Genomic DNA, 22,652 nt, shown 5'->3' on the forward strand with positions numbered 1-22,652 from the left:
GAGGGCGGCCGGCAGGATGGATCACTCCATCACGGGGATGGAGAATTCGCCACCCTCTTTGATGCCCGAAGGCCAGCGTGCGGTGATGGTCTTGGTGCGGGTGTAGAACTTGAACGCATCCGGGCCGTGCTGGTTCAGATCGCCAAAGACGGATTTCTTCCAGCCGCCAAAGGTGTGGTAGGCCAGCGGCACAGGGATTGGCACGTTGATGCCGACCATGCCGACGTTAATCCGGTTGGCGAAGTCACGCGCCGCATCACCATCGCGGGTGTAGATCGCGGTGCCGTTGCCGTACTCGTGGTCCATGGCAAGGCCGATGGCCTCTTCGTAGGTCTGGGCGCGCACACAGGTCAGCACGGGGCCAAAGATTTCCTGCTTGTAGATGTCCATGTCCTTGGTCGCGCGGTCAAACAGGTGCGGACCGACGAAGTAGCCGTCCTCATAACCTTGCAGTTTGAAGTCACGCCCGTCGACGACCAGTTCAGCGCCCTGATCGATGCCGGTCTGAACCAGACGTTCGATATTGGCCTTGGCGGCGGCGGTCACGACCGGGCCGTAATCCACGTCATTGCCCGAGGTGTAAGGGCCAACTTTCAGGCTCTCGATGCGCGGCACCAGCTTTTCGATCAGACGATCAGCAGTGTCATCACCCACCGGCACGGCCACGGAGATCGCCATGCAGCGTTCGCCAGCAGCACCGTAGCCCGCACCGATCAGCGCGTCGGCGGCTTGGTCCATGTCCGCGTCGGGCATGATGATCATGTGGTTCTTGGCGCCACCGAAACACTGCACGCGCTTGCCGTTGGCACAGCCGGTTGCATAGATGTATTCGGCAATCGGGGTCGAGCCCACGAAGCCAACCGACTGGATCACATCGTGGTGCAGGATCGCGTCGACGGCTTCTTTGTCGCCGTTGACGACCTGAAGGATGCCCTTGGGCAGACCGGCTTCTTCCAGCAATTCGGCCAGCATCAGCGGCACGGAGGGGTCTCGCTCGGACGGCTTCAGGATAAAGGCGTTGCCGCAAGCGATGGCCGGGGCAAACATCCACATCGGGATCATGGCGGGGAAGTTGAAGGGGGTGATGCCCGCGGTGACACCAAGCGCTTGGCGCATGGAGTACATGTCGATGCCCGGGCCCGCGCTGTCGGTGAAGTCACCTTTCAGCAGTTCCGGCGCGCCGATGCAATATTCCACCACTTCAAGGCCACGCTGCACGTCACCGGCGGCGTCGGGCAGGGTCTTGCCGTGCTCGCGGCTCAGCGCTTCGGCCAGCTTGTCCATGTCGCGGTTCAGCAGAGCGACGAATTTCATCAGCACACGCGCACGGCGCTGCGGGTTGGTCGCGGCCCACTTGGGCTGGGCGGCAGCGGCGTATTCCACGGCTTTGTTCAGCTCTTCGCCATTGGCGAGCGGCACTTTGGCTTGCACTTCGCCGGTGGCGGGGTTCATCACATCGGCAAAGCGCCCGGAGGTGCCTTTGACGTGTTCGCCGTTCAGGTAATGGGTCATCTCTTGCATGATCGGTCTCCTTATATGGTTGGCGGCACGATAGCCTTGCAAAAAGCAATGTAACAGAGGAAGGATGACAAAACCGTCTTGCATTTTTGCAAGACACGCGGGGGAAGAGGTATGGAACAGAATTGGGATGACCTACGGCTGTTCCTTGCCGTGGCGCGGGAAGAGAGCCTTTCAGGGGCAGGCAAGCTGCTGCGGCTCGACCCCGCAACGCTGGGTCGACGAATGGCGCGGCTTGAGAAATCATTGCAGACGGTTCTCTTTGTCAAATCCCCGCAGGGCTATGCGCTGACGGAAGCGGGTAGCGATCTGATGCAGCGGGCTGAGCGGGCGGAACAGGCCATGCGCGCAGCAACTGCTGGGGTGCCGGTTCAGAGTGACCAATTGACCGGCCAGATCCGTGTCGGTGCGCCGGATGGGGCGGCGAACTATCTGCTGCCGCAAGTCTGTGCCGCGATTGCTGCGGAAAACCCCGATCTTGACGTGCAGATCATCGCGCTGCCGCGGGTGTTCAACCTGTCGCGGCGCGAGGCGGATATGGCGATTGGGGTGAGCGCACCGACAGCGGGAAGGCTCGTGGTGCAGAAGGTAACGGATTATCATCTGCACCTTGCTGCCGCCGAAAGCTACCTTGCCCAGCACCCTGAGGTCACCGCTGTGACCGACCTCCAAGGGCACCGCATGGTCGGCTATATCCCAGATATGATTTTTGACCGCGAGCTGGATTACCTCGCGGATCTCGGCGTCAGCCGGGTGGCGCTGGCGTCAAATTCCGTCTCGGTTCAAGTGCGGATGATCCAGCAGGGCGGTGGCATCGGCGTGGCGCATGATTTCTCTCTGGCAGCCACGCAGGGGGTAAGGCGGATCCTGACCGATGTGGTGAGCCTCAAACGCGCCTTTTACCTCATCCGCCATGCCGACGATCGGCGCAACGCCCGGCTGGCGGCTTTCGCCGAGGCTCTGGCTGCCGGACTGCGCGCAGAAACCGCGCGGCTAGAGGCGGCGACGGCGGGTAAGAGCGCGCCAAAAGCTTGACAGAAAAGGATTTCGCGGTGACGCTGGAATTCTCTTTGCCGCGCACCGAAGGAGACGCCAGATGCTTGTATCGCAAATTCTCAAGACCAAACCGGACGATAAGGTGGTTACGACCAAACCCGGACTAGCGATTTCCGAGGCGGCAGCAATGCTTGCCGAAAAGCGCATTGGGACATTGGTGATCTCTGCCGATGGCAAGACGCCGGACGGGATATTGTCCGAGCGCGACATCGTGCGCGAGCTGGGCCGCCAAGGGGCAGGATGCCTGCAACAAACGGTTGAGAGCATTATGACGTCCAAACTGGTCACTTGCAGCCGCGATGATCGCTCTGACGCGATCTTGCAAAAGATGACCAACGGACGTTTTCGTCACATGCCCGTTTTGGAGAACGGTGAACTGGTCGGGCTGATCTCTCTAGGCGATGTGGTGAAGGCACAGTTGATGGAACTGTCGATGGAGAAACAAGCCCTTGAGGGTATGATCATGGGCCATTGATTTGGCTCAGCTTGCTTTCCTATTGTACTGCCTTGTCAGGTGACTGCAGGGAAGTGCTACCGCTAACCGACTTGCGCTTGTTGCGGTGAAATGGTTGGCTGTGCCGCAACATAGCAGACACGCAGGACATTTACATGCGCATAGCCCTCTACCCCGGTACGTTCGACCCGATCACACTGGGGCATATCGACATTATTCGCCGTGCTGCGCGCATGGTCGACCGGCTTGTGATCGGTGTGGCGATCAACCGTGATAAAGGGCCATTGTTTAGCCTCGAAGAACGCGTTGCACTGATTGAAGCGGAATGTGTGCAATTGGCGGAAGAAACCGGTGTCGAAATCATCGTGCATCCGTTCGAAAATTTGCTGATCGACTGCGCCCGTGATGTGGGCGCGCAAACGATTGTCCGCGGTCTGCGCGCGGTGTCAGACTTTGAATATGAGTTCCAGATGGTTGGGATGAACCGCCAGTTGGACGATACGATCGAAACCGTCTTCCTTATGGCCGAAGCCACACATCAAGCCATCGCCAGCAAGCTGGTAAAAGAAATCGCTCGGCTGGATGGGGATGTGAGCAAGTTTGTCACCCCAGCAGTGAACGAAGTGCTGATCGAACGGTTCGCGCAGGGGTAGTGTCTGGACTGGCGAGCGGGGTGGCTGAGGCTTTGTTCTGCACGGTATTTTTAAAAGGATGAATGGGAGGTTTAGCGCCGCGCCTCATGGGGGGCATGGTGCTGGATCGCCTTGAGGTCGGCCGCGGCGGGTGTAAGGTTTGAGGCGCACAAGACGTGTCGTAGCAAATAGCGCTTCGGCAGTAGGGGCCGACATCAGACCATGCGCAGGCCGTGCCTACGTTACCGCCAGAACGCGATCCATTCGATTAATTCGAAAAGCTTTTTCCCGAGAAAGATCATGTGATCGGCGCCGTAGGAATAGGCGTCGATCAGCATCGCCCCGGCGATGATGAGGGCCAGCACAATGGCGATGGAATTGGTCATGGCGCGGCTCCGGGCGGGGTTGGCCTGATATTACAGGCCCACCCCCGCCGTGCAAGCCTTAGCCCAGTTTGCCCATGGCCACGGCAACATCGGCCATGCGCACCGAGAAAGCCCATTCATTGTCGTACCACCCCAAGACGCGCACCGTCCGGCCTGCGACGACGATGGTTTGATCGGGGGCGAAGATGCAGCTTTCCTCGGTGTGGTTGAAGTCGATAGAGACCTTTTGCTCGGGGTCATAGGCCAACACGCGTTTCATCGGACCTTGTGCTGCGGCGCGGGCGGCGGCGTTGATCTCTTCGACCGTGACGTCGCGGCTGGCTTGGAAGGTCAGGTCCACGGCGCTGACATTAGGCGTGGGCACGCGCATGGCGGTGCCGTCGAGCTTGCCTTTGAGTGCTGGCAGCACTTCGCCCAGAGCTTTGGCGGCCCCGGTCGAGGTGGGGATCAGGGCCATCGCAGCGGCGCGGGCGCGGTAGAGGTCATCGTGGCGGCGGTCGAGCGTCGGCTGGTCGCCGGTGTAGCTGTGGATCGTCGTCATCAGGCCGCTTTCGATGCCCACGGCGTCATGCATGACTTTGGCCAGCGGCGCGAGGCAGTTGGTGGTGCAAGACCCGTTTGAGATCATCCGGTCGGAGGCTGTCAGCTGGTCATCATTCACGCCGTAGACGATTGTTTTATCAACGTTTTTGCCCGGGGCGGAGAGCAGAACGCGTTTGGCGCCGTTCTTGAGGTGGACGTTGGCCTTGTTGCCGTCGTTGAACTTGCCAGTGCATTCCAGAACCACATCGCAGCCGGACCAGTCAAGCTCTTCGAGGTTATAGCTCGACATCATCTCAATGTCGTTTTGCCCGAGGTTCATATAGCCGCCGTCGACGGAGACTTCGCCGGGGAAACGGCCATGGACGGAATCGTATTTGATCAGATGCGCGGCAGTGCTGAGCGGGCCAGTGGCGTTAACCTTGATCACTTCGATGTCGTCACGCCCCGAGGCCGCGATATGGCTGAGGGTGCAGCGGCCGATACGGCCAAATCCGTTGATGCCAACTTTGATGGTCATGGTGCATTCCTTGTCATGGGCCGCGCGATCGGGGGCCGTATGTCGGGGTTGCGGGCTCTATATCTGGGGTAGGCAGTCAGGGGAAAGGGGCAAAGCTAAATGATTTCCAGATGTTAGCGTTAAACTTGCATGTTAGCGGTAAAGGTCACGGCAGCTTCGGGCTTGCCAGATGGGCTGCACATGCTACTTCGGTTGCAACACGCAAAAAGGGGCACGGAATGAGCGGTTTACTGGCACTTGTGGATGACGTGGCGGCCATTGCCAAAGTTGCGGCGGCGAGCGTGGATGACGTGATCGGGCAGGCGGCCAAGGCGGGCTCGAAGGCGGCGGGCGCGGTGATTGATGATGCGGCAGTGACGCCGAAGTATCTTCATGGGTTCAAGGCCGAGCGTGAATTGCCAGTGATCTGGCGGATCACTAAAGGGTCGTTGCGCAACAAGTTGGTGTATCTTTTGCCCATCGGTCTGCTTTTGGCAAATTTCGCGCCTTGGGCAATTGCACCGCTGTTGATGCTGGGCGGGGCTTACCTGTGTTTCGAAGGGGCTGAGAAGGTCGCTCATGCGCTTGGTTGGGGGCATGGCCATGAAGATTACCCGGACAAAGAGAAGGTCATCGAAGACCCCGCCCATCTGGAAGAGCAGAAAGCGGCTGGGGCGATCAAGACTGACTTTATCCTTTCGGCAGAGATCATGACCATCGCATTGTCGGCGATTCCGGAAAGCAATTTCTGGATGGAGGCCGCAACGCTGGCGGCGGTGGCGGTGATGATCACGGTCGCGGTCTATGGCGCGGTGGCATTGATTGTCAAAATGGATGATCTGGGGTTGGTGATGGCGAACAAAGGCCGCTTTGCCCTGACGCGGACGTTGGGGCGCGGCTTGGTGCGCGCGATGCCGGGCTTCTTAAAGCTGCTGACGATTGTCGGCACCGCTGCGATGCTCTGGGTCGGCGGGTCTATCATCATTCACGGGCTTGAGCAGATGGGCTTTGCTACGCCCTACAACTGGATCCACGACATCGCCGTAACGGTTGGCCATGCGGTTCCGGCCCAGATCGAAGGGGCAGTTGAGTGGAGCACTACGGCAGCCATCGACGGTGTCTTTGGTCTGGCGCTTGGTTTGCTGCTGATCCCGGTGGGGGAGAAGATCATCACGCCGATCTGGCGTAAGGTGTTTCATAAGGCAGCCGTGTAAAACGCGGCCTTGATGATAGGACAATAGAAAAGGGGCGACGGATGAACCGTCGCCCCTTTTTTGCTGTGCCAAGTGATCCTTAGATCAGAGCAGGGCCTTGGCTTTCTCGGCAACATTCTCAGCGGTGAAGCCAAAACGCTCGAACAGTTCTTCCGCCGGGGCGGAGGCGCCGAAGCGGTCCATGCCGACGAAATCTGCTTTGCCGTATTTGCCGCGCTCGCCGAAAAGCCACTGGTCCCAGCCCTGACGCACGCCTGCTTCGACGCCAACGCGCACGGCACCACCGGGCAGCACGCGTTTGCGATAGGCCTCATCCTGCGCGGCAAAAAGTTCCATACAAGGCATGGAGACCACGCGGGTGCCAATGCCTTCGGCCTGCAGCAGGTCACGTGCGGCCAGTGCCACATGCACTTCGGAGCCGGTGGCGATCAGGATCACCTCACGCTTGCCCTCGGCATCGGCCAAGACATAAGCACCTTTTTCGGTGAGGTTGTTGTTCTTGTGCTCAAGGCGCACGGTCGGCAGCCCCTGACGGGTCAGCGACAGAACCGAGGGCGTGGTTTTCGAGGTGAAAGCAATCTCCCAAGCCTCTGCCGTTTCCACCGCGTCGGCGGGGCGGAAGACATAGGTGTTGGGCGTACTGCGCGAAATGGCCAGATGCTCGACCGGCTGGTGGGTCGGGCCGTCTTCGCCCAGACCGATGCTGTCGTGGGTCATAACAAAGGTGGTGGGGATCTGCATCAGCGCGGCCAGACGCATGGAAGGGCGCGCATAGTCGGTGAAGCACATGAAGGTGCCGCCATAGGGGCGAATGCCGCCGTGCAGCGCCATGCCGTTCATCGCGGCGGCCATGCCATGCTCACGGATACCCCAGTAGACATAGCGACCACCGCGGTTGTCCACGTCGAAGACACCCAGATCAGACGTCTTGGTATTGTTCGAGCCGGTCAGGTCTGCCGAGCCGCCGACAGTCTCGGGCAGGATCGGGTTCAGCACTTCGAGGGCTTTTTCGCTCGCGGCACGGGTTGCCATCTTGGGCGCGGTTTCAGAGACTTGCTTTTTGAACGCTTTGATGGTGGCGCTCATCTTCTTGGGAGCCTCCAGTGCCAAGGCGCGGTTAAACGTCTCGCGCTTGGCGCGGGGCATCTGGTCGAAACGCTCTTCCCATTCGCGGCGCGCGTCGGCACCGCGTTTGCCGATCTCTTCCCATGCGGATTTCACATCCGAGGGCACTTCGAAGGGGCCAGTCGTCCAGCCATAGGCTTTCTTCGCATCCGCCATTTGGTCGGCATCCGTCAAAGCGCCGTGGCCCTTGGATGTGTCCTGCGCCGCGTGGCCCAGAGCGATGTGGGTTTTGCAGGCGATCATCGTCGGCAGGTCAGTGGCTTTCGCCTCGGTCAGGGCCGCGTCGATCTCATCGGGGTTGTGGCCGTCGATCTCGATCACATGCCACTTCGCTGCTTTGAAACGCGCGACCTGATCAGTGTTGTCCGACAGGGATACGGGGCCGTCGATGGTGATGTTGTTGTTGTCCCACATCACGATCAGCTTGCTGAGCTTATGACGGCCCGCCAGCGTGATTGCCTCTTGGCTCACACCTTCCATCAGGCAACCGTCGCCCGCGATGACATAGGTGTGGTGATCCACGACCTTTGCCCCGTATTGCGCGCGCAGCATTTCTTCGGCCATCGCGAAACCGACCGAATTGGCGATGCCCTGACCCAGCGGGCCAGTCGTCGTCTCAATCGCGTCAGCAAGGAAGTTTTCTGGGTGACCGGCCGTGCGTGCGCCCATCTGGCGGAAGTTCTTCAGCTCTTCGATGGGGAACTGCTCATAGCCCGTCAGGTGCAACAGAGAGTAGATCAGCATGGAGCCGTGGCCCGCTGAAAGGATGAACCGGTCGCGGTCAGGCCAAAGCGGGTTCGCCGCGTCAAACTTCAGGTGCTTTTCAAAGAGCACGGTGGCCACATCGGCCATGCCCATCGGCATACCAGAGTGGCCAGAATTGGCGGCGGCGACGGCATCGAGGGTCAGCGCGCGAATGGCGGTGGCCTTGGACCAGTGATCGGGGTTTGCGCGTGCGAGGGCTGTCAGATCCACGGGGCGTTCCTTTGCGGCTGTGGCAGATTGGGCCTGTGCATACCAGCGATCGGGCAAAGTTCAAGCACAACCGGGCAGGATAGGGTGCGCTGGCCGCGGTCTGGGGTGAACTCTGCGGTCCAAGCCGCTGAAACGAAAGGGGGGCGCAATTGGTTCGCTCTTTGGCTAGGATCGCGGAAACCGGCTTATCACGGCGATTCGGGTGCGTGACATTGCGCAAGACGCGCGCTATCTGCCCAGAACGGCAGGAAACAACGGGCATGGCAGGCAAATAATGCAGCCCTCAGAGCAGGACGAACAAGGAGACTTCATGCGGATGAGTGAACTCGAAGAATATCAACGCCGCATCACGGCCGCGATGGACCGGATGGCGAAAGGGCTGGACCAGCTTAACACAGCCCCGGCTGAGCCGGATGAGGATATCGTGCAGGCGCTGGAAGACGAGCGGCAGGCCAATGCGCAGCTGACCGAACAGTTGCAGGGTTTGAAGGAAAGCCACCAAAACGATCTCGTTAATCTACGCGAGCAGATGGATTTCAACGACGATCGGATGACCCAGCTTGATATGGACGTGCAGCGTCTGCGTCAGGCGAATGAGCAGCTTTCCGCGGCTTGTGAGCAGCTACGTATGGCCAATGCCGAAGGGCTCGCTGACCCCAAGTTGATCGACACCGCCGTGATTGCCGAGCTGGAAAGCCTGCGCGCCACCCGCGCCATTGAGATGGCCGAGATTGACGCCGTGCTGACCGCGCTGGCGCCTCTGGTTGAAGAGGGCGAGCCCGAATACGACGCGCAGGCTGATGAGCAGGGTGCCGAGGATGACCGCGCCGAAGATGAACCCAAGTCAGGAGGGGCCGACTGATGCCCGAAATACGGATCACCATTGGCGGCCGCCAGTTCGAGGTCGCCTGTCAGGAAGGTGAAGAGAGCTATCTGCACGCTGCCGCCAAAATGCTGGATGATGAAGCCCGCGTATTAAGCGATCAGGTGGGCCGCATGCCCGAGGCGCGGATGTTGCTTATGGCCGGTCTGCTTTTGGCCGACAAAACCGCCAGCGTCGAAGACCGCATCGCCGAAGTGCGCGCCGAATTGGCCGAGCGTGAGGCCGAGTTGACCAGCCTGCGCAACACCAAGATCGAGCCGGAGCGCATCGAAGTGCCCGTCGTGCCGCAGGGCGTCAAAGACACGCTGGCCGAAATCGCCGCCCGCGCCGAAGCGCTGGCCGCGGAGATCGAAGAGAAATCTGGCAAATGAGCAGGGTGATCAGGGCAGCGATTTGCGCGCTGCTCTGGGCCGCGCCTGTCGGTGCTGAGACCCTCGCGGTCACCTATCTTTGTGACCGTGGGGTGTCGGTGTCAGTGGTCTATGTCCCGAATGCCGATCCCGCTGTGGCGGTGCTCTATGTCGAAGGGCGGCTCATCCATTTACAGACCATGCCCTCCGCTTCCGGCGCACGATACGGCTGGCCGTCGGATGGATCATCCTATGAATGGTGGGAACATCAGGGCCGCACGCATCTGAGCTGGAAGGATGGCGCCAGCAACGAGGTGACACCGATCTACAAGGACTGCGTGCCGCAGGATTGACCATGCACGGGATTGCGGCGCGGGCTGCAATATGCTCTGGGGGGCGCGAAAAGCGCCCCTTCGGCGCTGCCCTTTTCGATCTAGCAATCAGGATGCCTTTCCATGACCGCAAAACCCCGCATCATCATCTCAAGCGACCATGCCGACATTGCCCTGCGCCAAGACATCGCGCGCCATGTGGCCGACCGCGGCTTTGAGGTCGAAGACATCGGCCCGATGACGGCAGAGAGCACCGATTACCCCAAGCATGGCGAAGCCGCCGCACGGCGGATCGCGGCAGGGGAATTCGACCTTGGGATTCTGATTTGTGGCACAGGGCAGGGCATCATGATGGCCGCCAATAAGGTCAAGGGCATCCGCTGCGGCGTCTGTGCCGATACATTCTCGGCAAAGATGATCCGGGCGCATAATAACGCGAACATGCTGTCGATGGGCGCGCGTGTGATCGGGGGCGGGCTTGCGCTTGAGATTGTGGATGCGTTTCTGGACACTGAATTCGAAGGCGGGCGTCATGGCCGTCGGGTGGATATGATCTTGGCGATTGAAGACTGAGCCAGAGGCATCGCCGGGACGCGCCCGTTTGGGGTGCGTTCAAGGCGGTCTTTGACACCGAGTTTGGGCGTCATAGCTGGCTGTGCTGCATGGCGCGCCTGCAGTTGCCGGACAAAAAAACACCCCGGAGGGCCAAGCCGCTCCGGGGTGTTTTTGCGTTTCAAAGGTCGTCGCTTCAGCCGTTGGCTTCGCGGATCTTCTCCGCCGCGTCCTTATCAAAGGTGACGCCGTTTTCAGCAAAGAGCGTGTCCAACTCGCCCGACAGCGTCATCTCAGTGATGATGTCGCAACCGCCGACGAACTCGCCCTTGACGTAAAGCTGGGGAATGGTCGGCCAGTCAGAGAATTCCTTGATGCCCTGACGCAGACCTTCGTCGGCCAGTACGTTCACATCGGCAAAGTTAACGCCCATGTAGTTCAGCACTCCGGCCACGCGGCTGGAGAAACCGCACTGCGGCATTTCCTTGGTGCCTTTCATAAACAGAACCACGTCATTCTTCGTGATTTGTTCTTTGATCTGGTTGGCGGCGTCGCTCATGTCATTTGTCCTTCACATCTGATTTCTTGAACGCAGCGTGATAGCGCCGCGCATAGGTTTCATCGTTGGCCCAGGGCTTTACGTCCAACTCGGCCCCGCCGAGAAAGAACCCGCCCCGTTTCTTCGTCCAATTCGTCTGCCCGCGCTCTAGGCTCTCATTGCGCCGGGCGGTGCTGGCCACGGCGTCCAAATCCAGTGCCTCCATCCCCAGCGGCACTTTGCCGGTCTCAGGGCGCGGAGGCTGGCGTTGCGAGAGCGGCACATACCGCCCGCGCCGCGCCCGGTGCTGGGCATAGGCGGTGGCGGCGATCCCGCCCACAACAACCGCTGCGGCCCAGCCCCACATCGTTAGTCCGGCGTCCGTGTGGTCAGCGCCAGCGCGTGCAAATCGCCGTTCGATCCGTCCATCTTGCCCTTAAGGGCCGCATAAACGGCGCGCTGTTGTTGCACCCGGTTCATTCCACGGAAGCTTTCGTCAACAACCATGGCCGCCATATGCACGCCGTCATTGCCTTCGACGGTGATCTTAGCGTCCGGAAAGGAAGCGCGGATCAGGTCTTCGATTTCGCTGGCTTGCATGGGCATGGGGTGGCTCCGAGTGTTGTGATATCTTGGCCTAGATGTAGTGCCGCACTGCGCTGCGTGCAAGGCGAAGGCTTGTGCCGTTCTCGCATTGACCTTTGCCCGCGAAGCAACACACTCTGCCCCCCGATAGGAAAGGAAACCAGATGGACCGGATCCCCGAACAAGCGCTCGACTGGGCCGAGGCTGGGCAGCCCGTTGCGCTGGCCACGGTGGTGGAGACGTGGGGCTCGGCGCCGCGCCGCGCCGGGGCGCAATTGGTCGTGGCGGGCGATGGCACGATGATGGGCTCGGTCTCTGGCGGCTGTGTCGAAGGGGCCGTGGTGATTGAGGCGTTGGAGGCGATCGAAGACGGGCGCACGCGGCTGTTGGAATACGGCGTCAGCGACGGCGACGCCTTTGCCGTGGGGCTGGCCTGCGGCGGCACGATCAAAGTGCTGGTGGAGCCGGTCGGGCCTGAGGCGTTGCCCCTCGAGATGTTACGCGAATTGGTTGCAAAACGCGCGAGCCGGAAGGCGGTGGCCTATGAGGTTGCGCTTGACGGCAGCACCCGGCACCTGACCCACGACGGCCACCAAGACCGCTTCCGCCGAGACCGATCGGGCGTGGACGAGGAGACCGGGCGTTTCATAGCCATCCACAACCCACCGCTGCGCCTTGTGATCGTCGGCGCGGTGCATATCGCGCAGCATCTGGTGCATATGGCGGGGGAGGCTGGGTTTGATCCGATTGTCGTCGATCCGCGCGAAGCTTTTGGCTCAGCCGCGCGTTTCCCCGATTGCCGGGTGATGAACGATTGGCCCGATGCCGCGCTGCGCGAGATTGGCCTCGATGCCCGCTCCGCCGTTGTTTTGCTGACCCATGACCCCAAACTTGACGATCCGGCGCTGCATGTGGCGCTTGCGTCAGAGGCTTTCTACATCGGCGCTCTCGGCTCGACCCGAACGCAAGCCAGCCGCCTTGCGCGGTTGGAAGAGGCGGGCGTGGCCCCGGATCAGGCCGCGCGCATTCACGGGCCGGTCGGCCTCGACATTGGTGCTGCCAGCCCCGCCGAAATCGCCGTGTCGATCCTCGCTCAAATGATTCAAAGCCTGCGTCGCCCATGAGGTTCGGACCGGTCCCCTTGAGCGATGCGCTTGGCGCGACGCTCGCCCATTCCGTCGCCGTCACAAAGGGGCGTCTGCGCAAAGGGCGGGTGCTAGCGCCGCAGGATATCGACGCACTTTCTAAGGCGGGCATCAAAGAGGTGATCGTCGCCCGGCTTGACCCCGGCGACATTGATGAAAATGCCGGTGCTGCCAGATTGGCCCATGCGCTCTGTGGTCCGGGTCTTCGGATGTCGCAGCCCTTTACCGGACGGGTAAACCTGCTTTCCGATGGGCCGGGCGTGGTGGTGATGGACCGTGCGGCGCTAGAGGCGGTCAACGCAGTGCATCCGATGATCACGCTGGCCACGGTACCGCCCCATCAACAGATGGGTGAGAACGGCATGGTGGCGACAATCAAGATCATCTCCTACGCCCTGCCCGCCGAGGCGGTAGAGGCCGCCTGCGCGGCTGCGGGAGAGGGCGCGCTGCGCCTTGCGCCACCCGTCCTGCGCGATGCGACGCTGATCATCACCGATGTCCCCGGCGGCGCCGGAGAGAAGGGCCGCGCAGCGGTCGAAGGGCGGTTGAAAGCGCTGAACGTGACCTTGAAAGATGTCACTATGGTCCCCCATCGCAGCGCACCTTTGGCCGAGGCGATAGCCGCGGCGCAGACCGATCTGATCCTCATCCTCACCGCCTCGGCCACCTCTGACATCAATGACATCGCCCCGTCGGCCTTGCGCCAAGCGGGCGGCGAGGTGACACGTTTTGGCATGCCGGTGGACCCTGGCAACCTGCTCTTTCTCGGCCATCTGGGCGCCCGTGCCGTCATCGGCCTGCCGGGCTGCGCCCGCTCGCCTGCGCTCAACGGCGCGGATTGGGTGCTGTCGCGGCTGGTCTGCGGCATTCCGGTCACCAGCGCGGATATTGCGGGCATGGGAGTGGGCGGTCTGCTCAAGGAAATCCCAACCCGCCCGCAGCCGCGAAACCCCGGCAAAAGCGCAGGCGGCGGCTGAGAAAAAGCCCTCAGAAAATATGTGTTCTCAACTAGAGCTTGTCGTGCTTAACTGCCTCTAACAAGCGTCAGACTGGGAGGAAGAACATGACACAGGTCAAGATGACCGTGAACGGCAAACCCGCGTCAGGGGAGGTCGAAGGCCGCACGCTGCTGGTGCATTTCCTACGCGATGATCTGGAACTCACCGGCACCCATGTGGGCTGCGACACCAGCCAATGCGGGGCCTGTGTGGTTCATGTGAATGGCAATGCGGTCAAGGCCTGCACCATGTTCGCGATTGAGGCTGACGGGGCCGAGATCGACACCATCGAAGGGCAGGCGGCCCCGGACGGCACGCTCAACACCATCCAGCAGGCGTTTCAGGATCACCACGGGCTGCAATGCGGATTTTGCACGCCGGGCATGGTGATGTCGGCAGCGGCCCTGCTCAAGGACAACCCCAAGCCGAGCGAGGCCGAGGTGCGCCATTACCTTGACGGCAACATCTGCCGCTGCACCGGTTATCATAACATCGTCAAAGCGATCATGGCCGCCAGTGGTCAGGACGTCAGCGCGCTGGCGGCAGAGTAAGGCTCAGAACAGCGTTGCGCTGAGCAGACCGGTGATGGCGGAGGGAGGACCACCAGAACCGGGCGCCGCGTGACAGATCAGGTGCATCCGCACCGCCACCAAACGGGAGGACATTATGCCTAAGGATTTTGAACCGACGCGCGGGATTGGCGCCAGCAGCAAACGACGGGAGGACATTCGCTTTCTCACCGGGTCGGGGCGCTACACGGATGACATCAATCTGCGCCGCCAGACCCATGTGTTCTTCCTACGCTCTGACGTGGCGCATGGGCGGCTGACGGGGGTCGATACCTCTGCCGCTGAAGACATGCCCGGCGTGCTGAAGATTTTCACCGGCGCGGATTTTGCCGAAATCGGCGGGATGCCCTGTGGCTGGCAGATCACCGATAAACATGGCCAACCCATGCAAGAGCCGAAGCACCCGGTGCTGGCCCATGAAAAGGTCCGACATGTGGGTGAACCCATCGCCGCCGTGGTGGCGGAGACTTTGGCACAGGCGCGCGACGCTGCTGAGGCAATCGTCGTAGACATTGACGAGTTGCCCGCCGTGGTGAACATGAAAGACGCGGTCAAAGGCGATGCGCCCAAGGTGCATGACGATCTGACCAGCAACCTGTGCTATGACTGGGGTTTCGTTGAGGAAAACAAGGACGCGGTGAACAAGGCCTTTGAGGAGGCCCACCATGTCACCACGCTGGAACTGATCAACAACCGCCTTGTCGCCAACCCGATGGAGCCGCGCGTGGCCATCGGCGAGTACGACCGCTCGGCTGGCGATTATACGCTCTATACCACCAGCCAGAACCCGCATGTGATCCGTCTGTTGATGGGCGCGTTCGTTCTAGGCATCCCCGAACACAAGCTGCGCGTCGTGGCGCCCGATGTGGGCGGCGGCTTTGGCACCAAGATTTTCCACTATCAGGAAGAAGCCTTTTGCACCTTCGCGGCTAAGGCGGTTGGACGGCCAGTAAAATGGACCTCCAGCCGGTCTGAGGCCTTCATGTCGGATGCCCATGGCCGGGACCATGTGACCAAGATCGAACTGGCGCTGGATGCCGAGAATAATTTCAAGGCTATCCGCACCGATACCTACGCCAACATGGGCGCCTATCTGTCGACCTTCGCGCCCTCGGTGCCGACGTGGCTGCACGGCACGCTGATGGCGGGGAACTACAAAACGCCGCTGATCTACGTGAATGTTAAGGCGGTCTTTACCAATACGGTACCCGTCGACGCCTATCGCGGCGCGGGACGGCCAGAGGCGACCTATCAGCTGGAGCGTTTGATCGACAAAGCCGCGCATGAGCTGAAGGTCGACCCGATCAAACTGCGCCGCCAGAACTTCGTGACAGAGTTTCCCTATGCCACCCCGGTGGCGGTGGAATATGACACCGGCGACTACAACGCCACGATGGACAAGCTTGAAGAGATTGCTGACCACGCGGGGTTTGAGGCGCGGCGCCGCGAAAGCGAAGCCAAAGGCAAGCTGCGCGGTTTCGGTGTGAACTGCTATATTGAGGCCTGCGGCATCGCGCCGTCGAACCTTGTCGGCCAACTGGGAGCACGTGCGGGCCTGTATGAAAGCGCCACGGTGCGGGTCAACGCGACCGGCGGGCTGGTTGTCATGACTGGCAGCCACAGCCACGGGCAGGGGCATGAGACCTCTTTTGCCCAAGTGGTGGCCGATATGATCGGCATCGACGAGAATATGGTCGAGATCGTTCATGGCGACACGGCGCGCACGCCGATGGGCATGGGCACCTATGGTTCCCGCTCGCTCGCCGTGGGCGGCAGCGCAATGGTTCGGGCGACCGAAAAGATCATCGCCAAGGCCAAAAAGATCGCGAGCCACCTGCTTGAGGCCTCGGAAGGGGATATCGAGCTGAAAGACGGCGCGTTCAGCGTGGCGGGAACGGATAAATCTGTGGCTTGGGGCGATGTGACGCTGGCGGCCTATGTGCCGCATAACTACCCGCTGGAAGAGATTGAACCCGGGCTGGAGGAGACGGCTTTCTACGATCCGTCGAACTTTACCTATCCCGCAGGCGCCTATGCCTGCGAGGTCGAGCTTGATCCCGAAACCGGGCATGTCACGGTCGAGCGGTTCACCGCAGCGGATGACTTTGGCAACGTCGTGAACCCGATGATCGTGACGGGCCAAGTGCATGGCGGTTTGGCACAGGGTATCGGCCAGGCACTGCTGGAAAACTGCGCCTATGACGAGGACGGCCAATTGCTCAGCGCGTCTTACATGGATTACGCCATGCCCCGCGCCAGCGATCTGCCTTTCTATGACGTGGATCATTCCTGCCAGACGCCCTGCACCCACAACCCCTTGGGCGTAAAGGGCTGCGGGGAGGCGGGGGCGATTGGCTCTCCACCTGCTGTGGTCAACGCGGTGCTCGACGCCATGCGCTCGGGCGGGAAGGACATTGGCCATATCGACATGCCGGTCAGCCCCGCGCGGGTTTGGGAGGCGATGAATGGCTGAGCGCTTCGGCCAGCTGAAAATTGGTTTGAGAAAAGAGGCAACGCTTAGCGGCCTCTGGGAAGGATAAAAGATGTATGAATTCGACATAGAGCGCCCCGACAGTGTGGCTGATGCGGTCAAAGCTCTAGGACAAGAGGACGCACAACCACTTAGCGGGGGGCAAACGCTTATCCCGACATTGAAGGCGCGGCTGGCGATGCCGTCGGTGCTGGTGTCGTTGGCGGGGATCGGCGCGCTTAAGGGTGTCGAAATGCGCGATGGCGCGCTCTGGATCGGAGGCGGTACCACCCATGCAACCGTCATGCGCGAGGCGGCAGAGAGCTATCCGGCGCTCGCCAGCCTGGCGGCGCGGATCGGTGATCCGGCGGTGCGCAACCGGGGCACGATCGGGGGATCACTGGCGAACAACGACCCCTCTGCTTGCTATCCGGCGGGCGCCTTGGCCAGCGGTGCCACCATCGAAACCGACCGGCGCCAGATTGCGGCGGATGATTACTTCCAAGGCATGTTCACCACAGCACTGGAAGAGGGTGAAATTGTGACCGGCGTGCGCTTCCCCGTTCCGGAGGCGGCGCATTACGAAAAGTTCATCCAGCCCGCCTCACGCTTCCCGCTGGTCGCGGCCTATGTCGCGCGGTTCCAAGACGGGGTGCGCGTGGCAATCACCGGTGCGTCCAACGAGGGGGTCTTTCGTTGGGCCGAGGCCGAAGCCGCGCTGTCTTCGCGTTTTGAGCCAAGTGCGCTGGAGGGGCTGTCCCTTGATGGGGGCGGTATGATTAGCGATCTGCATGGCAGCGGTGCCTACCGCGCGCACCTCTGCGCGGTCATGACACGCCGGGCGGTGCAAGCCATCGCCTGATAGTCGATAACAAGTCGTAAACCTTTGCCGCGTCCCTTCCCGGGGGCGCGGTATTTTTATGGGCTAAGGTATTGATATTGGATAGCGGAACCAGAGCCCACATTATGCGTTAGGTGACAAGCGCTGCCCGAACGGCGTTCCCGTAATAATGAGGACGTGAACATGAAAAACCTATTGAGATCTACAACTTCGCTGGGTCTGAGCCTTGCTTTGGCTTTCCCCCATGGTGCCTTTGCACAGGATCAAAATATCGCCGAATGCGGCCCCGTAGGCGAGGCAACTGAGTTCCCCTGCGCGTTTGATGATCAGACAGTAGAAAACGCTGAAGAGCTTCGGGTCATCGCTGGTCTGAGCGCGGATGCAGAAGCAAGTCCTGAAGCTGAGGTTCAGGCCGAAGGTGAAGCTGAGGCGGAAACTGATTCTGTCTTGGATCAGGCTGCAGGTTCTGCTGCCGATGCATTGGAAAATGCCGATGAACAGGCTGAGGAGGCTGCTGCTGCGGTAGAAGCTGAAGCCGAGGCTGCCACGGAAGAAGCTGCTAATGTTGCAGCCGAAGCCGAAGCCGCTGCAGAGGAACCGGCTGCTGAAGCTGAAGCCGAGATGACGACCGAAGCAGAAGTAGAGGCCGAAACCGAGGTTGAGGCCAAAGCGGAAATGGAAGCCGAAGCGGAAACGGAAGCCGAGACTGAGACATCTGCTGAAACCGAGGCGGAAGCTGAGGTCGCGCAGGAAGCTGAAGTCGAAACTGAGACCGAAAGCACCACCGAAGCAGAAGCAATTGCTGAGCCAGAGGTTGAGACCGCCGAGCCTGTTCAAGAGGTTCAGCCTGTTGAAACCACATCAGACACCGAAGCCACGGCAGAGGTTCAAGAGACCGAAGCCGATGCCGAAACAAACGGTGAAGCTGTTGGCGCAGAGGCGGATGCCGGTCTGACCGAAGAGCAAATTCGTGAACGTGATGAACGCCGCGAAGCCCGTCAGGCAGAGCGCCGCGAAGAGCGTCGTGCCGAACGCCGCGCGGAACGTGAAGCCGCCGCTGCTGCCGCTGCCGCCGCTGAAAACAACTCGGACGCCGAAGTCGTGACCGAGGAAGTGACCGAAGCAGATGTGCGCAGTTCAAGCGAAGACTTCGATACCAAAGTGAATGCCGCTGCTGATGCGACAGCCGCAAAGTCAGACGATGACGACAGTGGCCTGTCGGACTTCGAAAAGGCACTGCTTATAGGTCTGGGTGCTGTGGCCGTCGGGTCGGTGCTGAATAATGGCGAGAAAATCGTCAGCCGTTCGGGTGACCGCGTGGTTGTGCAAGACGATACCGGTGAATACCGCGTTCTGAAGGACGACAACGCGCTGATCCGCCGCCCTGGCGACGAAGTTCAGACACAGACCTTCGATGATGGCTCGACACGTACTATCGTGACTAAGAATGACGGTAGCCGGATTGAGACCATTCGCTCGCGTGATGGTACGGTTCTGCGCCGCACCAACTTTGACGCGCAGGGCCGGGAGTACATTCTGGTTGATGATTTGGTTGAAGAACGCGAGGTTATCGTAAACGACTTGCCGCAGGTACAAGAAACTCGGCAGGTACAGCGTGCCAGCGTACAGGACGAAGCCGCCCTGCGTCAGGCGCTACAAGCTGAACTGCGCAGTGACCAAGGCCGGACATTCTCGCTCCGTCAGGTGCGTGAAATCCGTGAAGTCCGTTCGCTTGCGCCTGAGCTGGAACTGGATGCCGTCCGTTTCCCGACCGGCTCTGCCGCGATCCAGCCTGAGCAGGCCCGTTCGCTTGCAAATATCGGCTCCACATTGCGCGATATGATTGCGAACGATCCGCGCACTGTGATCCTGGTTGAAGGTCACACCGATGCCGTTGGTGATGCGGGCTACAACCTCGCGCTGTCCGACCGTCGGGCGGAGACTGTCGCACTGGCTTTGACTGAGTACTTTGACGTGCCACCAGCGAACTTGATCACGCAAGGCTATGGTGAAAGCCAGCTGCGCGTCCCAACGACGACGGCGGAGCCTGCAAACCGCCGTGCGGTTGTGCGCAACATTTCGAACCTGCTGCGCTAAGCACATCTGACAACGAAACTAAAAACGCCCCCGAAGCAATTCGGGGGCGTTTTACATTGTTTGATTATGTCGTCCGAGCAGCCTATCTCGCCTGAGATGCAGGCCCAAGACCGATCAGATCACTTGCTGGGCAGAGGCCCGATCACCATGACCATCTGGCGGCCTTCCATCTTTGGAAAGTTCTCGACCCGACCGATATCTTTGGTGTCTGCAGCAACGCGTTCCAAAAGCTCACGACCAAGGTTCTGGTGAGCCATCTCGCGGCCACGGAACCGCAGAGTGATCTTCACCTTGTCGCCACCTTCGAGAAACTTGAAGACATTGCGCATCTTCACATCGTAGTCATTCGTGTCCGTGTTCGGACGGAACTTGACCTCTTTGATCTCGATGATCTTCTGTTTCTTACGGGCTTCGCTCTCGCGCTTTTGCTGTTCATATTTGAACTTGCCGAAATCCATGATCTTACACACAGGCGGCTTGGCATTCGGCGAAATCTCGACAAGGTCGAGACCAGCTTCTTCGGCCATTTCCATGGCACGCTGAGGCGTTACAACGCCGACGTTTTCGCCGTCCGCACCGATCAGTCGAATTTCAGTGGAGCGGATCTTGTCGTTGACGCGCGGGCCAGTGTCACGTTGGGGCGGCGCGTTATGAGGTCTGCGAGCGATGGTGATGGTCCTTTGATTGTTACCTATTCCGAGAATGCAAGGTAAACCCGACAGGGGGCATCTTCAAGCCGCAAAATGGCGCTATGCATGGGGTTTGCCTCGATTTCCTCTTGATCCTCAGCCATTGTGCGGCAATTGACGGGTATGCGACTGCGGGGGTAATCTTGAACTCTGCGGGGCGTAGAACGAGGGGAATAGAATGAAGAATCTGATTTGGTTGGTCGTGGCGGCGGTGATTGCGCTGGCGGGCTATATGCTTTTCACGGGCAAGGGGCCGCAGGAAGTGGCGATTGAAGCCTCTGATGCGATCAATGCGCCCGCCGTGGCCGAAGAGGTGACGGAAGCCGCTGAGGAAGCCGCTGACGCAATTGCCGACACCGTCGATGCCGCCGGAGAGGCGATCACTGAGGCGGTTGATGATGCCACCGAAAGCGCCAACGATGCCGCAGAGCCTGCTGTGCAGAACTGAACAACCGCCTAAGACGAAAAGCAAAGGCCGCATCCGGGGAACCGGGCGCGGCCTTTGCTTTGACTAAAATATTGCGCTGCTCTATTCGGCAGCGGGCTTCATCTGGAACCCTTCCTTGATCTGATCGGCAGGGGTCACCGGATACTCACCCGAAAAACAGGCGTCGCAGTACTGCGGGCAGTCGGCCTTGCGGCCTTCGGCTTCGCCGACCGCACGGTAGAGCCCGTCGAGTGAGATGAACTTGAGGCTGTCGACCTGTAGGTGATCGCGCATTTCGTCTTCTGACATGGTGGCCGCCAGCAGTTTTTCCCGCTGCGGGGTGTCGACGCCATAAAAGCAAGGCCAAGCCGTCGGCGGGGAAGCGATGCGGAAGTGAACTTCGGCAGCGCCCGCATCGAGGATCATCTCTTTGATCTTGCGAGAGGTCGTGCCACGCACCACCGAGTCGTCGACCAAGATTACCCGCTTACCTTTGATCAGCGCGCGGTTGACGTTGAGCTTGAGACGCACACCCATGTTGCGGATCTGCTCTGTCGGCTCGATGAAGGTACGGCCCATGTATTGGTTGCGGATGATCCCCATCGCATAAGGAATGCCGGATTCAAGGCTGAACCCAATCGCAGCCGGAGTGCCACTGTCAGGCACAGGGCAGACGAGATCGGCATCAACCGGGCTTTCCTTGGCCAGCTCACGGCCAATATTCTCGCGTGTCTCATAGACCGAGCGACCGCCGAGGATACTGTCAGGGCGGCTGAAATAGACATGCTCAAAGATGCAGAACCGCGACGGTACACGGCGGAAGGGGAAATGGCTTTCGACCCCTTTTTCGGTGATGACGACCATCTCGCCGGGCTCAATCTCGCGCACGAATTCGGCACCGATGATGTCGAGCGCGCAGGTTTCAGAGCTCAACGCCCAGCCATCGCCAACCCGGCCCAGAACCAGCGGGCGTACGCCCAATGGATCGCGCACACCGATCAGTTTGGTGCGTGTCATGGCCACGACAGAGAAAGCACCTTCGACGCGGCGCAGGGCGTCTTCCATCCGTTCGGGGATGTTCTGCTGTAACGAGCGCGCCATGAGGTGAATGATGCACTCACTGTCCGAGGACGACTGAAAGATCGAGCCGCGCTCGATCAGCTCACGACGCAGGGCATTGGCGTTGGTGATATTGCCGTTATGCGCAATCGCCGCACCGCCCATGGCAAACTCGCCAAAGAAGGGCTGCACGTCGCGGATCGCGGTCGGGCCTTTGTTTCCGGAGGTGGAGTAGCGCACATGGCCGATCGACAATTCGCCGGGCAGCGTCTGCATGATGTCCTGCGAGGTGAAGTTATCGCGGACATAGCCAAAGCGGCGGGCAGATTGAAAACCAGCTTCGGGATCATAGCTGACGATGCCGCCAGCCTCCTGTCCGCGGTGCTGGAGCGCGTGGAGGCCAAGGGCCACGAAAGTGGCGGCATCAGCAACGCCGACAACGCCGAAAACGCCGCACTCCTCTTTCAGTTTGTCCTCATCTCCGCTGTCGCGCAGGTAGGATGTGTCAAAGGGATGGGCAGGTGGCATGAGCTTGGACAACGGGGCAACTCCGAATCCGGGTGGGGTCGGTGCCTATGTAGGTGCTTCGCACCCGACTGTCACCCCGCATGTCGCACGCGAGGGAAGACAGCCACGATAAAGCGGGACGCTTGACCGTAAGATGAGCAGCCGGCCCGGATGCGGTTGATCAAAATGTGTGACCGACCATCCTCAAACG

At 60.5% G+C, this 22,652-nt stretch carries 24 protein-coding genes; 15 read left to right on the top strand and 9 right to left on the bottom strand.

The window, feature by feature from the left end; all coding sequences use genetic code 11:
* Window positions 1–21: 21 nt before the first annotated feature.
* Window positions 22–1,521, bottom strand: a complete 1,500-nt coding sequence (locus WNY61_RS12465; RefSeq protein ID WP_342851742.1) for a CoA-acylating methylmalonate-semialdehyde dehydrogenase — start codon at window positions 1,519–1,521, stop codon at window positions 22–24.
* A 111-nt stretch (window positions 1,522–1,632) separates the two neighbouring features.
* On the opposite strand from WNY61_RS12465, the gene WNY61_RS12470 reads away from it, so the two are divergent.
* The 3 genes from WNY61_RS12470 (at window position 1,633) to coaD (ending at window position 3,681) form a co-directional block, all read left to right on the top strand.
* A complete protein-coding gene (locus WNY61_RS12470; protein ID WP_342851743.1) occupies window positions 1,633–2,553 on the top strand; it encodes a LysR family transcriptional regulator in 921 nt (306 codons plus the stop codon).
* Between the two features lie 61 nt (window positions 2,554–2,614).
* Window positions 2,615–3,049 (top strand): CBS domain-containing protein, encoded by a 435-nt coding sequence (locus WNY61_RS12475; RefSeq protein WP_342851744.1) that lies wholly within the window; start codon window positions 2,615–2,617, stop codon window positions 3,047–3,049.
* Between the two features lie 134 nt (window positions 3,050–3,183).
* Complete coding sequence (gene coaD, locus WNY61_RS12480) at window positions 3,184–3,681, top strand: pantetheine-phosphate adenylyltransferase (protein ID WP_342851745.1); 498 nt, start codon at window positions 3,184–3,186, stop codon at window positions 3,679–3,681.
* A gap of 221 nt (window positions 3,682–3,902) precedes the next feature.
* On the opposite strand, the gene WNY61_RS12485 is transcribed toward coaD, so the two are convergent.
* Together WNY61_RS12485 and gap are read right to left on the bottom strand one after the other, a co-directional pair.
* Entirely contained in the window at window positions 3,903–4,046 is a 144-nt protein-coding gene (locus WNY61_RS12485) for a hypothetical protein (protein WP_342851746.1), read from the bottom strand.
* A gap of 58 nt (window positions 4,047–4,104) precedes the next feature.
* Entirely contained in the window at window positions 4,105–5,106 is a 1,002-nt protein-coding gene (gene gap / locus WNY61_RS12490; protein ID WP_342851748.1) for a type I glyceraldehyde-3-phosphate dehydrogenase, read from the bottom strand.
* Between the two features lie 218 nt (window positions 5,107–5,324).
* Here gap and WNY61_RS12495 point away from each other — a divergent pair, with 218 nt between their 5' ends.
* Window positions 5,325–6,299, top strand: a complete 975-nt coding sequence (locus tag WNY61_RS12495) for a DUF808 domain-containing protein (RefSeq protein WP_342851749.1) — start codon at window positions 5,325–5,327, stop codon at window positions 6,297–6,299.
* Window positions 6,300–6,383: 84 nt separating this feature from the next.
* Here the strand turns inward: WNY61_RS12495 and tkt are convergent, their stop codons facing one another.
* The gene (tkt, locus tag WNY61_RS12500; protein WP_342851750.1) at window positions 6,384–8,399 is read right to left on the bottom strand and encodes a transketolase; all 2,016 of its coding nucleotides are present in this window, start codon (window positions 8,397–8,399) and stop codon (window positions 6,384–6,386) included.
* 316 nt (window positions 8,400–8,715) lie between these two features.
* On the opposite strand from tkt, the gene WNY61_RS12505 reads away from it, so the two are divergent.
* The 4 genes from WNY61_RS12505 to rpiB all read left to right on the top strand — a co-directional run bounded on the left by WNY61_RS12505 (window position 8,716) and on the right by rpiB (window position 10,537).
* Window positions 8,716–9,261: a hypothetical protein gene (locus tag WNY61_RS12505; RefSeq protein WP_342851751.1), complete on the top strand. Its 546-nt coding sequence runs from the start codon at window positions 8,716–8,718 to the stop codon at window positions 9,259–9,261.
* Window positions 9,261–9,653: a cell division protein ZapA gene (locus tag WNY61_RS12510; RefSeq protein ID WP_067629152.1), complete on the top strand. Its 393-nt coding sequence runs from the start codon at window positions 9,261–9,263 to the stop codon at window positions 9,651–9,653. The genes WNY61_RS12505 and WNY61_RS12510 overlap by 1 nt, the downstream gene beginning before the upstream one ends.
* Window positions 9,650–9,985: an MliC family protein gene (locus tag WNY61_RS12515; protein WP_342851753.1), complete on the top strand. Its 336-nt coding sequence runs from the start codon at window positions 9,650–9,652 to the stop codon at window positions 9,983–9,985. The genes WNY61_RS12510 and WNY61_RS12515 overlap by 4 nt, the downstream gene beginning before the upstream one ends.
* A gap of 102 nt (window positions 9,986–10,087) precedes the next feature.
* On the top strand, window positions 10,088–10,537 hold the full coding sequence (gene rpiB / locus WNY61_RS12520; protein ID WP_342851754.1) for a ribose 5-phosphate isomerase B: 450 nt from the start codon (window positions 10,088–10,090) through the stop codon (window positions 10,535–10,537).
* A gap of 175 nt (window positions 10,538–10,712) precedes the next feature.
* Here the strand turns inward: rpiB and grxD are convergent, their stop codons facing one another.
* From grxD to WNY61_RS12535, 3 genes are read right to left on the bottom strand one after another with little or no spacing between them, the layout of a single operon-like run.
* The gene (grxD, locus tag WNY61_RS12525; RefSeq protein WP_007119909.1) at window positions 10,713–11,075 is read right to left on the bottom strand and encodes a Grx4 family monothiol glutaredoxin; all 363 of its coding nucleotides are present in this window, start codon (window positions 11,073–11,075) and stop codon (window positions 10,713–10,715) included.
* A 1-nt stretch (window position 11,076) separates the two neighbouring features.
* On the bottom strand, window positions 11,077–11,421 hold the full coding sequence (locus tag WNY61_RS12530; protein ID WP_342851755.1) for a hypothetical protein: 345 nt from the start codon (window positions 11,419–11,421) through the stop codon (window positions 11,077–11,079).
* A gap of 2 nt (window positions 11,422–11,423) precedes the next feature.
* The gene (locus WNY61_RS12535) at window positions 11,424–11,660 is read right to left on the bottom strand and encodes a BolA/IbaG family iron-sulfur metabolism protein (protein ID WP_067629149.1); all 237 of its coding nucleotides are present in this window, start codon (window positions 11,658–11,660) and stop codon (window positions 11,424–11,426) included.
* A gap of 143 nt (window positions 11,661–11,803) precedes the next feature.
* Here WNY61_RS12535 and WNY61_RS12540 point away from each other — a divergent pair, with 143 nt between their 5' ends.
* From WNY61_RS12540 to WNY61_RS12565, 6 genes are all read left to right on the top strand, one after another.
* Window positions 11,804–12,763 carry an XdhC family protein gene (locus WNY61_RS12540; protein ID WP_342851756.1) on the top strand — a complete coding sequence of 320 codons (960 nt, stop codon included), beginning with the start codon at window positions 11,804–11,806 and terminating at the stop codon, window positions 12,761–12,763.
* The gene (locus WNY61_RS12545) at window positions 12,760–13,761 is read left to right on the top strand and encodes a molybdopterin-binding protein (RefSeq protein ID WP_342851757.1); all 1,002 of its coding nucleotides are present in this window, start codon (window positions 12,760–12,762) and stop codon (window positions 13,759–13,761) included. The genes WNY61_RS12540 and WNY61_RS12545 overlap by 4 nt, the downstream gene beginning before the upstream one ends.
* Before the next feature lie 86 nt (window positions 13,762–13,847).
* Entirely contained in the window at window positions 13,848–14,333 is a 486-nt protein-coding gene (locus WNY61_RS12550) for a (2Fe-2S)-binding protein (RefSeq protein ID WP_342851758.1), read from the top strand.
* A 115-nt stretch (window positions 14,334–14,448) separates the two neighbouring features.
* Entirely contained in the window at window positions 14,449–16,824 is a 2,376-nt protein-coding gene (locus WNY61_RS12555; RefSeq protein WP_342851759.1) for a xanthine dehydrogenase family protein molybdopterin-binding subunit, read from the top strand.
* Between the two features lie 70 nt (window positions 16,825–16,894).
* Window positions 16,895–17,683, top strand: a complete 789-nt coding sequence (locus tag WNY61_RS12560) for a xanthine dehydrogenase family protein subunit M (protein WP_342851760.1) — start codon at window positions 16,895–16,897, stop codon at window positions 17,681–17,683.
* A gap of 162 nt (window positions 17,684–17,845) precedes the next feature.
* On the top strand, window positions 17,846–19,759 hold the full coding sequence (locus WNY61_RS12565; RefSeq protein ID WP_342851761.1) for an OmpA family protein: 1,914 nt from the start codon (window positions 17,846–17,848) through the stop codon (window positions 19,757–19,759).
* 119 nt (window positions 19,760–19,878) lie between these two features.
* Here the strand turns inward: WNY61_RS12565 and infC are convergent, their stop codons facing one another.
* Window positions 19,879–20,427: a translation initiation factor IF-3 gene (infC, locus tag WNY61_RS12570; protein WP_040701190.1), complete on the bottom strand. Its 549-nt coding sequence runs from the start codon at window positions 20,425–20,427 to the stop codon at window positions 19,879–19,881.
* A gap of 199 nt (window positions 20,428–20,626) precedes the next feature.
* Here infC and WNY61_RS12575 point away from each other — a divergent pair, with 199 nt between their 5' ends.
* Window positions 20,627–20,896 carry a hypothetical protein gene (locus WNY61_RS12575; protein ID WP_007119898.1) on the top strand — a complete coding sequence of 90 codons (270 nt, stop codon included), beginning with the start codon at window positions 20,627–20,629 and terminating at the stop codon, window positions 20,894–20,896.
* A gap of 81 nt (window positions 20,897–20,977) precedes the next feature.
* Here the strand turns inward: WNY61_RS12575 and purF are convergent, their stop codons facing one another.
* A complete protein-coding gene (gene purF, locus WNY61_RS12580; RefSeq protein ID WP_342851845.1) occupies window positions 20,978–22,462 on the bottom strand; it encodes an amidophosphoribosyltransferase in 1,485 nt (494 codons plus the stop codon).
* Window positions 22,463–22,652: the final 190 nt, after the last annotated feature.

It is taken from the genome of Sulfitobacter sp. AS92, from assembly GCF_038900015.1.
In the GTDB taxonomy this organism is placed as follows: Bacteria; Pseudomonadota; Alphaproteobacteria; order Rhodobacterales; family Rhodobacteraceae; genus Sulfitobacter.